Consider the following 14,678-nt stretch of genomic DNA (forward strand, 5'->3'; position numbering starts at 1 on the left):
GTTTTCTCTCCGGTTTTAGCACGCGAAATCATATTGGCGAGTGCCATGCCTCAAAAAGCCTTCCGAACAGGTGCGGCGGAAAAGCATATTGTTGCAAACGGTTACCCCCAAAATCTCAGTCAGGGCGCAATGGCTGGCGCGCACGGCGTGACCTTAAAACGCGCTGACGTAGCTGCCGCCGTCGACCGGGATGTTCTGCCCGGTCAGGTAGCCGGCATGCACCGAGCAGAAGAATGCGCAGATCTGGCCGAATTCTTCCGGAGTTCCCAGGCGCTTTGCAGGAATATCGGCCAGCATCTTCTTTTCGTCGTCGGCAAGCTCGTGCCCGGCGCGGTTTGCGCCGCGCAGCCGCTCGGTATCGAGCTTGCCGGGCAGGAGGCTGTTGATGGTGACGTTTCTGTCGGCGACGGTACGGGCGACGCCGGCGAGAAACGAGGTCAGCCCGGCCCGCGCGCCGGACGACAGGTCGAGGCCGGGGATCGGCATGTAGACCGACAGCGATGTGATGTTGACGATACGGCCGAAACCGCGCTCCGCCATGCCTGGGATGACCGCCTGGATGAGTTCCAGCGGCGTCACCATGTTGTTGGTCACTCCTTCGAGAATCTGCGCGCGCGTCAGGTCCGCGAAGTCGCGGCGCGGCGGGCCGCCATTGTTGTTGACCAGGATATCGGGCTGCGGGCAGGCGGCGAGCAGCGCCTTCTGGATTTCGGGTTTCGATACATCGCCCGGCACTTCCGCTACCGTCACGCCGAAACGCTGGCGAATGTCGGCGGCGGTTGCGGCAACGGTGTCTGCATCGCGTCCGTTGACCACGATATCGCAGCCGGCTTCAGCCAGCGCGGTGGCGCAGCCGCGGCCGAGCCCCTTGCTCGACGCACAGACGATCGCCTTCTTTCCCCGGATGCCGAGATCCATGATGCACTCCTTTTCACGATGCTGCGGCAACCTATCGCGGCCGACGCTTCAGCCGCAACCGTCATACGCCTGTTGCATGAATCGGGGCATAGCAAACGCGCCGCAACCGGTTGGGAAAGCTCGATGTCCTGCGACAAGACACGCAATTTCCGCACTTTGTTCATCTCCGATGTCCATCTTGGCTCGAAACCGGCCAAGGCGGAGTTCCTGATCGATTTCCTGCGCCATCATGAGGCCGAGACGCTCTTCCTGGTCGGCGACATCGTTGACGGCTGGCGGCTGCGCCGCTCCTGGCACTGGCCGCAGACGCACAATGACGTCGTGCAGAAGTTGCTGCGCCAGGCGCGCAAGGGCACCCGGATCACCTATATCGCCGGCAATCACGATGAATTCCTGCGCAACTTCCAGGGCACCCATTTCGGCGGCATCGTGGTTGCCGATCGCGCCATCCACGAAACAGCCGACGGCCGGCGTTTCCTGGTCATCCACGGCGATCAGTTCGATTCCATCGTCCACAATGTCCGCTGGCTCGCCTATCTCGGCGACAAGGCTTACGACGCCGCCATCATCGTCAACCGGGTGGTCGCGCGGTTCCGCCGCCTTTTCGGCATGCCCTACTGGTCGTTTTCCTCATGGGCGAAGGTGAAGGTCAAGAAAGCCGTCAACTTCATCAGCCATTTCCAGCAGATCGTCGCCCAGGAGGCGCGCCGCTCCAATGTCGACGGGGTCATCTGCGGCCATATCCATCACGCCGCAATGGAGCGCATCGAAGGCATCGAATACGTCAACACCGGCGATTGGGTCGAAAGCTGTACGGCGATAGCCGAACATTTCGACGGCTCGATGGAAATCATCCACTGGGCGCATGTGCTGGCCGACGTGCCGGCCTCGAGCGGCAGGTTCGTTCCCGTCGTCATCGACGGCGATGCCGCGGAAGCGGCCTGAGGTGGGCTATGTGCCCGAAACCCCGGAATATCTCTCGGGCAGGAATGCAGTCGTTTGGTACCATGCCGGCGGGTTTGCCGGAACTCTCGCCGGCGTCCCGTCACGCCGTGCGGCTCGGCGTGCTCGGTTGTTTTGAAGCCGGCGCGGGGCGCAAGGTTTCGGAGCGGCAAATCGTTGTTCCACTGACGCGGAAGCCCGGCGATCACGCACGCGTCCGGCGGCGGCCAGCCTGCACGCCCGATCCGCCAACGCATGTGTCAGCCGATTGTTTCGAACGTCCGGGTTGTTGACATAAATCGATTAGGCCACCGGTATCGCGCCCGCGGCCATCATGTTATGGGAGCCTGCAGCTGGCAAACCATGCTGCTTGCCCGTGCCTGCTCCTTCCGGCCTTCCTCGATGTCGCTCCCGCCGCTCACGCCCGAACAGCTTATCAAACCGCGCCATTTCGAGTTGCGCATTTCGCTGATCTTCATGGCGATCTTCATTTCGTCGGGCGTGCATCTTCCCTATTTTCCGGTGTGGCTCGAAGCGAACGGCTTCAACGCCGAAGAGATCGCGGTCATCCTTGCTGCGCCGATGTTCCTGCGCGTCGTTACCACGCCCATCATCTCGACATTGGCCGACCGGGCCAACGATCGGGCCGACGTGCTGATCGGGCTTTGCGGCGCATCCCTGGCGATATCGTCGGGCTATTTCCTGCCGCCGACCTACGGCATCGTGCTCGGCGTTTCGCTGCTTCTGGCAATCGTCTGGACGCCGCATTCGCCGCTGGTCGATTCGCTGGCGCTGTCGGGCGTGCGGCGGTTCGGCTGCGACTATTCGAAAATGCGCATCTGGGGCTCGGTGATCTTCTTCTGCGCCAATTTTTTCGGTGGCGTCATCATCGCCCAGACCAGTGAGCAGATCGTACCGGTTATGATCTCGGTGGGGCTGGCGGTCGGGCTTGCTGTCTCTTTCCTGGCGCCGCGCCTCGGCCGCCCGCGGCTTGCTTCTCCGCTTTCGACCGCCGACCTTCCGGAAGCAGCGCCCTCGCTGATGCGGCCTTACTTCCTGTTTTTCGTCGCCAGCGCCGGTGTCACCGTCGCCAGCCACGCCCTTCTCTACGCTTTCGTCTCCATCTACTGGAAATCGCTTGGCATTTCCGATTCGACGATCGGCATTCTATGGGCATTCGCGGTGGTTGCCGAAGTCGGCATGTTCATGGTGTTCACGCGGCTCTTTGGCCGGGTGCCGGCCACCACAACGCTGATGCTCGCTTCGATCGCCGCGATGGTCCGCTGGATCGCGTTTCCGCTGATCTGGCCGCTGGGCCTCGGCGTCTTCGGCTTTTTCCTCGTGCAGGCCCTGCATGCGGTGTCGACCGGGCTGATCCTGCTCAGCCTGCAGAAAATGATCGCCGAGACCGTTTCGGAAGCCCGGACGGGAGCAGCCCAGGGCATCAACTTTTTCGCCAGCGGTTTCGGCCTGGCCATCATGACGCTGTTGTCCGGTCCCATTTACGAGGCGATGGCGCAGTCTGGTTTCTACGTGATGGCCGCCGTTGCGTTGGGAGGCCTCGGCCTTGGCATCATGGCGCGCCGCTCAGCCCCAAAGCGCGGCCTCTGGCGCTGACACCATCGACCCTTCGTAGACCAGTCCCGGCGAACGGTCTTGCGCCAGCAGTAGGGGTCCGTCGAGGTCGACGAAATCGGCGTCCTGGGCCAGCAGCACCGCCGGCGCCATCGCCAGCGATGTGCCGACCATGCAGCCCACCATGACGCCGAAGCCCATGTCGCGGGCCCGGTCGCGCAATGCGATCGCAGCCGTCAGCCCTCCGGCCTTGTCCAGCTTGATGTTGACCGCGTCGTAAAGCCCTTTCAGGGCTTCGAGTCCCTCGGCGGTGTGGACGCTTTCGTCGGCGCAGATGGGCACGGGATGCGTGATCTCCCGCAGAATCTGGTCTTTACCGGCGGGCAGGGGCTGTTCGATCAGCACGATTCCAAGTTCGGCGGCCGCCGTCAGGTTTTCGCGGATGTTGGCGTCGCTCCAGCCCTCGTTGGCATCGAGGATGATCCTGCTGTCGGGCGCCGCTTCGACGACGGCGCGGATGCGGGCAATGTCGCCATCGCCGCCGATCTTCACCTTGAGCAGCGGCCGCCCGGCATTGGCCCGGGCTTGCGCCGCCATTGCCTCGGGCTCGCCGAGAGACAGCGTGAATGCTGTCGTCAGCGGGCTCGGCTTTGCCTTGCCTATGCTTTCGGCGACGCGCCTGCCGGAGATTTTCGCCTCGAGGTCCCAGAGCGCGCAGTCCACCGCGTTTCGTGCAGCTCCAGCCGGCATGATGGAGAGCAGCGCGTTGCGGTCGGCGCCGCCCGCGATATCTGCCCGCACGGCCTCGATCGCCTGGCGCACGCTTTCCATCGTCTCGCCATAGCGGCGGTAGGGCACGCATTCGCCGCGCCCGCCGTGCTTTCCCTCGGTGATCGTGCAGGTCAACACCTCGGCTTCCGTCTTCGAGCCGCGCGAAATGGTGAAGGTTCCGGCGATCGGAAAACGCTCGGCCTGGACGGAAATGTCACGCGGCATATTTTTCTTCCTTGGAATCAGTGCGCTAGGTTCCGCACAAAGTGACAGACCGCAGGCGGCGGGTTAAGACTCCACGCCATGTTGAATGATGCTCCGCTGCAAGCAAGCCGCACGCCGGACGCGCAGAATCAGCCCGAGGTCAATGTCCGCGAGGACAAGGACGGGCTGGCTGTCGCGTTTTCGGGCAACTGGACGACGCGCCGCGTGCATTTTGTCGACCACGATGTGCGTGCGCTCGAATTGCGTGGCGACGTCAGAAAGATGACATTGGACATTTCGGGCATCCAGCGCATCGACACCGCTGGCGCCTGGCTTGTCGAGCGCCTGATCGCGGCCAACGCGGCCCGCGGCGTCGAGACCACTGTGGTCGGCGAAAGCGAGGCTGCCGGCATCCTGCTTCATGCAGTGGCGGAAGCGACGAGGGGCAAGGAAGCCCCGGCGGCGCCGGCTAGCGACAACATCTTCATCCGCTTTCTCGAAACGCTCGGGCGCGGCGTATATGCCGGCCGGGACGATTTCATCGCCGGCATGTACATTCTGGGGTCGACCATACGCGGCGCGCAGATGAAGCTTGGCCGCGGCAATGCCGTCAATCTCGCGGCGATCGTCGCCCAGATAGACCGCATGGGCGTCGGCGCCATACCCGTCGTCCTCCTGATGTCGGCCATCGTCGGCGCCATCGTCGCCCAGCAAGGCGCTTTCCAACTGCGCTACTTCGGCGCCGAGATTTTCGTCGTCGATCTGGTCGGCATCCTTGTGCTGCGCGAACTCGGCGTCCTGCTCACCGCCATCATGATCGCCGGCCGCTCCGGCAGCGCCATCACAGCCGAAATCGGCTCGATGAAGATGCGCGAAGAGGTCGACGCGCTGACCGTCATCGGCCTGAACCCGGTCGGCGTCCTTGTGTTTCCGCGCCTCGTCGCCCTGGTGATCGCGCTGCCTTGCCTGACCATTGCCGCGAATTTCGCGGCGATCGGCGGGGCGATCGCCGTCTCGTGGCTTTATTCCGGCATTCCACCGGAAGCTTTCATCGACCGCATGCGCGCCAGCATCGATGTTTCGACGATCTTCGCGGGTCTTATCAAGGCCCCGTTCATGGCGCTGATCATCGGCATCATCGGTTCGGTCGAGGGCATGAAGGTCGGTGGCAGCGCCGAATCGCTGGGCCTCCATGTGACGTCGTCGGTGGTGAAGTCCATTTTTGTCGTCATCATCGTCGACGGATTGTTTGCGATGTTCTACGCGGCGATCGATTTTTAGGGCGGCGGATGCTCGGTAGGAAAAATACCATCATAGAAGACGCCCCGCGGTCGAACGGCGAGCACGAGGTCGTTCTGTCGGCGCGCGACGTCACGGTCGCTTTCGGCGACAAGGTGGTGCTCGACAAGCTGTCGCTCGATATCTACCGGGGCGAGATTCTGGGCTTCGTCGGCGCATCCGGCGCTGGCAAATCGGTGCTTCTGCGCACTATTCTCGGTCTCAACAAGAAAAAGGCCGGCGCAATCAAGCTCTTCGGCATCGACGTTGACAAGGCGAACGAGCTCGACCGCCAGCGGCTCGACATGCGGCTTGGCGTCCTGTTCCAGCACGGGGCGCTGTTCTCGGCGCTTACCGTGCAGGAGAATGTGCAGGTGCCGATGCGCGAATATCTGGATCTGCCGAAGAAACTCATGGACGAACTGGCCCTGCTCAAGATCGAGCTCGTCGGGCTGCCGCGCGACGCGGCGGTGAAATTCCCTTCCGAACTTTCGGGTGGCATGATCAAGCGCGCGGCGCTCGCACGTGCGCTGGCGCTTGATCCGGATATAGTCTTTCTCGATGAGCCGACCTCGGGCCTCGACCCGATCGGTGCGGCGGATTTCGACGAACTTGTCGCCAAGTTGCGGGACACGATGGGATTGACCGTTTATATGGTCACGCATGACCTCGACAGCCTGTTCTCGGTCTGTGACAGAATAGCGGTGCTCGGAAACAAGAAAGTCCTTGTGGAAGGCACCGTGAAGGACATGCTGGCAAGCGAAGAACCTTGGGTTAAATCCTACTTCCGCGGCAAGAGGGCGCGGCAACTCGACCTCGCGGCGAGGAACTAGGCGCATGGAAACCAAAGCCAACTACGTCATTGTCGGTATTTTCACGCTGGCCGCGATTCTCGCGGCTTTCGGTTTCGTCTACTGGACGGCTGCCATCGGCGACCGTGGCGAGACGATCGAACTGCGCGTCCGCATTCCGGGCTCGGCCTCCGGACTGACGCGGGGCAGCGCTGTGCTGTTCAACGGCGTCAAGGTAGGTGATGTTCGCCGCGTCTTCATCGACGTCGACAATCCGAGCGTCGCGATCGCCGATACGATCGTCGACCGCTATACGCCGATCACCCGTTCGACGCAGGCCGACATCGGCCTTGCCGGCCTCACCGGCCAGGCCAACATCGAGCTGAAAGGCGCGGTTTCCAAGGAGCCCAACATCCTCGATGAAGCCGAGGCGAACGGCACAGTCGCCGAGATCGTCGCCAATCCGTCGGCGGTGACCAACCTTCTGCAAACCGCCCAGGATATCTTCAAGCGCGCCGACAGCGTGCTGACGCAACTTGAAGGATTTGTCGGCGATGCCCGTGGGCCGTTGACCAAAACGGTCCAGAACGCGCAGAAGTTTTCCGACGCGCTGGCCGCCAATGCCGACGGCGTGCAGAAGTTCCTGTCAAGCGTGAGCGCCCTTTCCGACGAACTGGCGGGTGTCTCCGGCAAGCTCGACGGGACGCTCGATGCGGCGGAGCAATTGCTGCGTTCGGTAGATCGGGAAAGGGTCGCCACGATCGTTGCAAATGTCGAGACCTTCACCAAGAGCCTCAGCAACAGGAGCCAGGATCTCGAAAAGATCATCGCCAACGTGGACACCACGGTAAGTTCGGTGAACCAATTCGCCGGCAAGGCGACGGCCACGCTCGACAAGGTCGATGGCGTCATCGGCGCGGTCGATCCGGGGACTGTCCGCGAGGCGCTCTCCAACATCGGCAAGGCCAGCGAAACCGCCAATCGTGTCGCCGAGGAGGTGGCCAAGGTGACGGATAAATTCGGCGATCGTGCCGACGACATCGACCAGATGATTTCGGACGCCCAGCAACTGACGCAGCGCCTGAATCAGGCCTCGGTGCGGGTCGATGGCGTTCTGGCCAAGGTCGACAGCCTGCTCGGCTCCGGCGAGGCGCAGGGCGTGATGGCCGACGCCAGTGCGACGCTGAAATCATTCAAGGAAGTAGCGGATACGCTGAACAAGCGGCTCGGCACCATCACCGATGGCTTTGCCCGCTTCTCCAATCAGGGCCTGCGCGAGATCGAGGCGTTGGCGGTGGACAGCCGGCGGTCCATCAATCGCATCGAGCAAGCCGTCAGCGACCTCGAACGCAACCCGCAACGCATATTGAGCGGTGGAGACGGCGAGGTTCGCCAATTCGACGGCCGGGCGCGCCGTTGACATCGCTTGCGCCACCCCGCAAGAGAGAATCCGTGAGGGATGTAGGCTTTTGCATTTGAGTCTCCGGGGAGCCGCACGTGAGATTTGGTAAGCTTTTGTCCGGGGCAGCGTTCCTGGCCCTTGTTCTCTCCGGCTGCGCTCTTTTTCCGGGCGGCGGCCCGGCCCCCCTCGACACCTACGAACTTTCCGCACCCACACCCGACGCCGCTCGCAACCGCCGTGGCATACAGGTGTTGATTGGCGAGCCGTCGGCGCTGAAATCGCTCGACGGCCAGAACATCGTCATCGTGCCGTCGCCGGGCGTCATCCAGTTTCTCAAGGGCGCCCAGTGGGCCGACCGCCTGCCAAAGGTCGTGCAGGCGCGCCTGGCCGAGGCCTTTCAGCGCTCCGGCAGCTTTGCCGGCGTCGGCAAGCCGGGCGAGGGCCTTGCCATCGACTATCAGGTGCTTTCGGAAATCCGCTCCTTCCAGATCGATGTCGGCCAGGGCAGCCGCGCCGACGTGGAGATTTTCGTGAAGGTGCTGAACGACCGCAACGGCGTGGTTCGCGCCTCGCGTACCTTCGAGGCCAGCGCGACGGTGGGCGGCGCCGCCGCCGGCAACGATGCCTATGTCAGGGCGCTCGACGCCGCCTTTGGCGATGTCGCCAGCGAAGTCGTCCGCTGGTCGGCCAGCGTGATGTAGCCACCGCAACGTTGCGGCGAAGACAGCCTCGTTCGACCGGTGGCATTTCGGACCTTTTTGCGGAGACGAAAAAAGGCGGGAAATCATCCCGCCTTTTTTGATTGCTCTATGTATGCGCTTACCGCAGGCGGCCGCTGGCGTGGGCCAGCATGGTGTAGACCTTGCCGGTATCCGAAGTGAGATAAGTCTGCGTCATGATGTTTTCGCGGTCGTTGCGGGCGACATCGTTTAGCAGCTTCTCGAAATCGTCGCAGTAGCGGTCGACGGCGGCGCGGAACTCCGGATCCGCCTGATACTTGCGGCGAATCTCGTCGAAGGTCTGCTGGCCCTTGAGCGTGTAGAGGCGGCGGGTGAACACATCGCGTTCGCCACGGCGATAGCGGTCCCACAGCTCGATCGACGCTTCGTGATCGATGGCGCGGGCGATATCGACCGACAGCGAGTTCAGCGATTCGACCACATGAAGCGGCGAACGTTGGCTGGCCGCTGTCCGTGGCGCGCCGGCCGGCTTGGCCTCCGGCTCATCGCGCGACGCGTTGGTGAGGAGATCACTGACCCAGCCGCCCGGACGCTGCTGTCCGTTGCTGTTGCGGGCGGCCGGCGTGGCCGGACGCTCGGTCACCGGCGCCGGAGCAGATGTCGGCCGGCGTGCCGGTTCGGCAGGGCGCGGCTGCGGTGCGGCTGCTGCCGGTCGGCGGCTTTCGGAAACGTCGACCGTGCGGCCCGAACGGGCAACGATCTCGGAAAGTTCCTTCAGCGCGTTGATCTGCTCGGTGACGGCGCGGCGGATCGCCGTGGTCGACTCCTTCGCTTCTGCCGGCATGTCGAGCACGCCCCGCTTCAGTTCGGCGCGGGTCTGCTCCAGTTCCTGGCGGATGGTGCCGGCTGTACGCCGCATTTCCTCGGTTGCGGTGGCGAAACGCTGCGTCGCCGCCTCGACCACTTCCGAAATGGAGCCGCGGATCTGGTCGGTCGACTTGCGGGTGCGGCCCTCGGCGGACTCCAGGGCGCGGCTCACGATGCCTTCGAACGAATGCATCATGCGCTCGATGTCCTCGGACTTCTTGACCAGGCCGACAGCCAGTTCCTCCAGCGCCGTCTGCCGCTCGCCGAGCGTCGAGGCAAGGTTGGTCTGCGCCGAGCCGAGCAAGTCGGAAGCACCGGACAGAAGCTTGCTGTGATCGTCGAAGCGGTCGGCGATCGCGGCGATGTCCTTGAGCGTGTGCGACGACAGTTCGGTCAACCGGCCGGCATTGGCGTCGATCAGCCGGGCCGAGCTGGCGAAGGTTTGCGCAGCCTTCTCGGTGGTCACCAGGAAGCTGCGTGTCGTCGAGGACAGCCGCTCGTCCACTCCCGTGAGGTTCTCCGCCGCCTTTTCGATGAGCTCGCCAAGTTGTGAGTTGGAATGCGAGAGGCGTTCGATCAGCGCGCCGACGCCGTCGGCGAGGTTCATCTTGGCGCTGTCGAGCGCCGTCAGCGTTTCGGCCGTACGGTTGGCCAGTGCGTTGACGAGCGCGGCATTCTCCATGCGCAGCCGTTCGGTTGCGTGTTGCGTGGCCTCTTCCAGGCTCCGCTGTAGCTCGCCGCCGCTCTCGGCGAAACGCGCGACCAGCGGCCGGGCGGTCTCATCGAGGATCTGCGAGATTTCCGACGAGCGGCTGGCCAGCATGGCGTTCAGTTCGCGGGTGTTCTCGCCGATCGACTTGGCGGCCTCGTTGGTGCGCTGGCTGATGTGCTGGCCGACGGCGCTGAACGTCTCGGCAATCACATTGGCGCGCTGGGCAAGGCGCGCCTCGCTTTCGGCGACCTGGTCGTTGAGCTTCTGGCCGATCGCCTCGGCGCTCGCCGCGAAGCGGCTTTCCACGTCCGAGGCGTGGCCGGCGACGCGGGCCGCAATCGCGTCGACGCCTGCCGCCAGCCGCTCATCGGCGGAGGCGAGCGCCCCGGCTATCGCGACTGCGCGTGCGTCGAGCTCGGCGGATGTCTGGTGCGTCCGGGCGATAATGCGTTGCTCGGTCTCGTCGAAGACGTTGGCGATGTCGGCGGCGCGCGCCGTTATCGCCGAGGCCGTGTCGTCGACGCGTGCGGCGAGCTGCTGGTCGGCGGCTTCGAATGCACGGGCAAGTTCGGCGGCCCGGCCCTCAAGCGAGGACGCCGTTTCGCTGACCCGCGCCACAAGCCGCATGTCGGCTTCGTCGAAGGACCGGACGATATCGGCAGCTTTGGCGACGATCGTGCCGGCGGCCTCCGAAGCGCGCGCGGCGATGACACCGGAGGTTTCCTCGGCGCGGGCGACAAGCCGCTTGTCGGCGTCCTCGAAGGTGCGGGCGATCGCATCGGCGCGCGCCTGCAGCGTCTCGGCTGTTTCACCGACGCGGGCAGCAAGCTGCTTGTCGGCATCTTCGAACGAGCGGGCGATGTCGGCGGCCTTGGCGACGATCGCGCCGGCGGTCTCCGATGCCTTGACCTGGATGGCGTTGCTGGTCTCCTCAGCGCGGGCGATGAGGCGGCGATCGGCGTCGTCGAACGAACGGGCGATCTCTTCGGCTCGGGCGGCAAGCGCACTTGCCGTTTCTTCGGCCCGGGCAACCAGTGCTCCCGCGGTTTCCTCGGCGCGCGCCGAGAGACGCTGGTCCGCGGTGTCGAAAGCCTGAACCACGACATCGGCTCGCGCCGCGATTGCGTCGGCGGTTTCCTCGACGCGGGTCACGAGGCGGCGGTCAGCTTCCTCGAAGGTGCGCGTGACGTCGGCGACGCGGTTGATCAGCGAGCCGGCCGATTCCAGCGCACGCGCTGAAAGCCGTTCGTCGGCCTGGTCGAACGTCTGGGCGATTTCGGCAGTCCGCATTGCAAGGTTTTCGGCCGTCTGTTCCGCACGACGGGCGATCCGATCGTCGGCATCGCCGAGCGCCTTGTCGGCCTCCTGGCTGAGCGCCGAGGTAATCTCCAGCACTTTGTCGCGCAGCGCTCCGGCAACCGCGCCAGCACTGCGTTCCAGCACGCCGCGAACGTTTTCGATGCCGGTCGCCAACGCGCGTTCCATCGTGCCCGTGCGTTCCTCGATGATGCCGGTCTGGCGGCGGAACGCGTCCTCTATCTTCTCCACGTCGGAGGAGAGCGCTTCGGAAATGTCGGCGCGGCGGTCTGCGAGCGTCTGGATATGCGCGACGACAGCATTGTCGATGTCGGCGCGGGTGTCGCCGAGCCGGCGCAGATCGTCTTCAAGCGCCCGTGTCAGTATGTTGCGGCCTTCGGCGAGCTTGCCGACCTGGCCGGCAATCGTGTCGTCGATGCTGGAGCGGGCCTCGGCGAGCTTCTCCAGATCTCCTTCGAGCGCACTGGTGAGCACGCCCCGGCTCTCTGCCAGCTTCGCGACCTGCCCGGCGATGATGCCGTCGATTTCGGAGCGGCTGTCGTTCAGCTTGCGCAAGTCCGCCTCCAGGGCGCGCGAAAGGATGTCGCGGCCCTCGGCGAGCTTGCCCACCTGTCCGGCCACGATGCCGTCGATGCCGGCGCGGCTCTCGTTGAGCTTTTCCAGGTCGGCTTCCAGCGCACGCGAAAGGATATCGCGGCCTTCCGCCAGCTTTTCGACCTGTCCGGCGACGATGTTGTCGATGCCGGTGCGGCTTTCGTTGAGCTTTTGCAAGTCGGCTTCGAGCGCACGCGAAAGGATGTCGCGGCCTTCAGCCAGCTTTTCGACCTGTCCGGCGACGATGTTGTCGATGCCGGTGCGGCTTTCGTTGAGCTTCTGCAGGTCGGCTTCGAGCGCACGCGAAAGGATGTCGCGGCCCTCGGCGAGCTTCGCGACCTGTCCGGCAACGATGTTGTCGATGCCGGAACGGCTTTCCTGCAACTTCTGCAAATCGGCTTCCAGCGCCTGGGCCAGGATGTTGCGGCCTTCGGCAAGCTTGCTGACATGCGTGGTGATCGTTTCGTCGATCGCCGCCCTTGTCTGGCCAAGCTTGTTGACGTCCTCGCTCAAGGCGCGGGCGAGCGCGGTGCGGCCTGCATCCAGCCGCTCCAGTTGGGTGCCCAGTTCCGCGTCGATCGTCGCGCGCTGTTCGGTAACCTTGCGCAGGTCGTCGTCAAGCGCCTTGGAGAGCAGGCTTCGTCCTTCGGACAGCTTCTGCAGGTGCGAGCCGATGGCAAGGTCGATCTCGGCGCGGCCGTCGGCAAATTTCTGCAGGTCGTCATGCAGGGCCGCAGCCATGCGCTGGCGGCTTTCGGCGAGCTTCTGGGCGTTGTTTTCCACCGCGGCGTCGAGGTCGTCGCGTGCGTCCGCGAGTTTCTGGATGTCGGCTTCGAAGGCCTGGCCAATCACGCTGCGGCCGGCTTCGAGACGGTTGGCGAATTCCGAGGCGCGGGCTTCCAGCATGGTCGAGGTGGACATGACAATGTCAGCCATCTCGGCGCCGATCAGCGCCTTGCCCTCGTCGATCATCGCAGACAGGTCCTGCTTGCCTGCGGTGAAGGTCGTTGCGATCTCGCGGGCACGCTCGACCAGCGTGTCGTTGATCTGGCGCGCGCGCGCTTCCAGTGCGGCGTTGAGCTTCTGCGTCCCGGTATCCAGCGCTTCGGCACGCGTCTCGAATTCGCCGATAAGCGCCTGGCCGCGTTCGGCAAGCGTCGTCTCGATGCTCCTCAGGCGCGTTTCGAGTTCGGCATTCAGGCTATCGGTGGCGCCGCCAAGCAGCGAAACCATGCCGGTGGCGCGTTCGTCGAGCATCTGCGACAGCGAGCGGGTGACGTCGTCGGTGCTCTGGGTCAATGTTGCGATGCGCGTGTCGAGCAGGCTGGCGAAGGCTTCGCCGGAGGTGGAGATGCGCTCCGAGATCGTATCCATGCGCTGGTCGATCGAATCGTAGATCGACAGCCCGCTTTCGTTGATGCGGTCGATCAGCGTGCCACCCGAATCGGTGATCGTCATCGACAGCTTTGTCGACGCGGCCAGGATGCTGTCACGGATCATGTCGGTGGCGGAGCCGAGTTCGTCGCGCAGCGTCTCGTGGGCGCCGGAAATCGAGGAGCGCACGCGCTCCGCGTGGCTGATAAGCGCGTCGCGCTCGCTGCCGAGGCCATCGACCAGGGTACGGATGCGCATTTCGTTCTGCGAATAAGCGCGTTCGAGTTCGTTGACCTCGGTATGGACGAGCGTTTCCAGTTCGACCGCACGCGCCAGCGTGCGTTCGATGCCTTCGCCCATGGCGGCGACCTCGCGGCGAACCGCCTGGCCGACCATCATGACACGATCCTGGGCAATCGATTCCGGCTCGACAAGGCGATACGCCAGCTCGGTCATCGAGCGCGCCGCCATGCGCATTTCCTGGGCGCGGCGCATCATGACGGCGAAAGCCCAGAACATGATAACGGGAAGGAGGGTGCCGACCGCGAGCAGGACCAGATAGGGGCGGGCGGCGAGTTGCTGCCCGTTGCGGATCTGCCAGATCTCGGGACCGAACAGCGCCTGTGCCAAAAGGAGACCGCCGCCGATCCAGGCGACCGTCAGCAGCGCGACCATCCAGTAGATCGCATTCGAGGAGCGCCGATTGAGGCCGTTGACGGCAGCGCGGAAGTCTTTTTGCCGGTCGTCATTGGCCGGGGCGAATCCGGGTCCGGCCGGCCGCCCGTTTTCAGCCGGTTCGTCCACGGGGCGCAAACCCATCGGTTCGTCCGCGGGGCGCAAGCCCATCGGCAGGTGCGGTTCGGGCTGGGGCAGCGGCGCCTTGGCTGGCTTGGCTGGCTTAGCGGCCGGCCTACTGGCTTCCGCCTTCGGCGGCTGCGCGGCGGCGGGCTTGTTGTTTCCGTTGCGGCTTTCGCGCGCCAACTCGTCTGCGGCTTGCGAAATCTGCGCTTCCAGATCTTCCATGGAGGCGGCGATGTCGAGATCGCCGCTCCCGGTCAGGTCAAAATCGAGCGCCTCTTCAAGTTCCTTGGCGACGTCGCTGTCGAGATTCTGTGTTGTCGTTGTCTTACGCGCCATGCCGCCATTACCCTGTACAAAAAGGCGCAGCCGAACCAAAACCGGTTCCTCGTCGGCTGCGCGCGTGGCATATTATGGTCTTGCCGTATCGTAGTGAGACACACCGGTAAAGGAAA

General features: G+C 64.3%; 9 protein-coding genes. 6 read left to right on the plus strand and 3 right to left on the minus strand.

Translation table 11 applies throughout. From position 1 onward, the window contains the following. Positions 1-153 precede the first annotated feature (153 nt). Entirely contained in the window at positions 154-918 is a 765-nt protein-coding gene (locus F3H98_RS10570; protein ID WP_149760110.1) for an SDR family oxidoreductase, read from the minus strand. Between the two features lie 123 nt (positions 919-1,041). On the opposite strand from F3H98_RS10570, the gene F3H98_RS10575 reads away from it, so the two are divergent. Beyond that, on the plus strand, positions 1,042-1,863 hold the full coding sequence (locus F3H98_RS10575) for a UDP-2,3-diacylglucosamine diphosphatase (RefSeq protein WP_188130391.1): 822 nt from the start codon (positions 1,042-1,044) through the stop codon (positions 1,861-1,863). Positions 1,864-2,262: 399 nt separating this feature from the next. After that, positions 2,263-3,477, plus strand: coding sequence for an MFS transporter (locus F3H98_RS10580; RefSeq protein ID WP_149760111.1), 1,215 nt, complete (start codon positions 2,263-2,265; stop codon positions 3,475-3,477). Here F3H98_RS10580 and dgcA read toward each other — a convergent pair. Continuing rightward, positions 3,448-4,431, minus strand: coding sequence for an N-acetyl-D-Glu racemase DgcA (gene dgcA, locus F3H98_RS10585; protein WP_149760112.1), 984 nt, complete (start codon positions 4,429-4,431; stop codon positions 3,448-3,450). The two genes, F3H98_RS10580 and dgcA, sit on opposite strands and share 30 nt — an antisense overlap. A 78-nt stretch (positions 4,432-4,509) precedes the next feature. Between dgcA and F3H98_RS10590 the strand changes: the two genes are divergently transcribed. From F3H98_RS10590 to F3H98_RS10605, 4 genes are all read left to right on the plus strand, one after another. Then, positions 4,510-5,691 carry an MlaE family ABC transporter permease gene (locus tag F3H98_RS10590; RefSeq protein ID WP_149760113.1) on the plus strand — a complete coding sequence of 394 codons (1,182 nt, stop codon included), beginning with the start codon at positions 4,510-4,512 and terminating at the stop codon, positions 5,689-5,691. A gap of 8 nt (positions 5,692-5,699) precedes the next feature. Further along, positions 5,700-6,521 carry an ABC transporter ATP-binding protein gene (locus tag F3H98_RS10595; RefSeq protein WP_149760114.1) on the plus strand — a complete coding sequence of 274 codons (822 nt, stop codon included), beginning with the start codon at positions 5,700-5,702 and terminating at the stop codon, positions 6,519-6,521. A 4-nt stretch (positions 6,522-6,525) separates the two neighbouring features. Next, positions 6,526-7,899, plus strand: a complete 1,374-nt coding sequence (locus F3H98_RS10600) for an MlaD family protein (protein ID WP_149760115.1) — start codon at positions 6,526-6,528, stop codon at positions 7,897-7,899. Positions 7,900-7,976: 77 nt separating this feature from the next. Then, on the plus strand, positions 7,977-8,582 hold the full coding sequence (locus F3H98_RS10605) for an ABC-type transport auxiliary lipoprotein family protein (protein ID WP_149760116.1): 606 nt from the start codon (positions 7,977-7,979) through the stop codon (positions 8,580-8,582). Positions 8,583-8,700: 118 nt separating this feature from the next. Here F3H98_RS10605 and F3H98_RS10610 read toward each other — a convergent pair whose 3' ends face one another. Then, entirely contained in the window at positions 8,701-14,562 is a 5,862-nt protein-coding gene (locus F3H98_RS10610; protein WP_149760117.1) for a kinesin, read from the minus strand. Positions 14,563-14,678: the final 116 nt, after the last annotated feature.

This window comes from Neomesorhizobium albiziae (assembly GCF_900114255.1).
Taxonomy (GTDB): Bacteria; Pseudomonadota; Alphaproteobacteria; order Rhizobiales; family Rhizobiaceae; genus Neomesorhizobium; species Neomesorhizobium albiziae.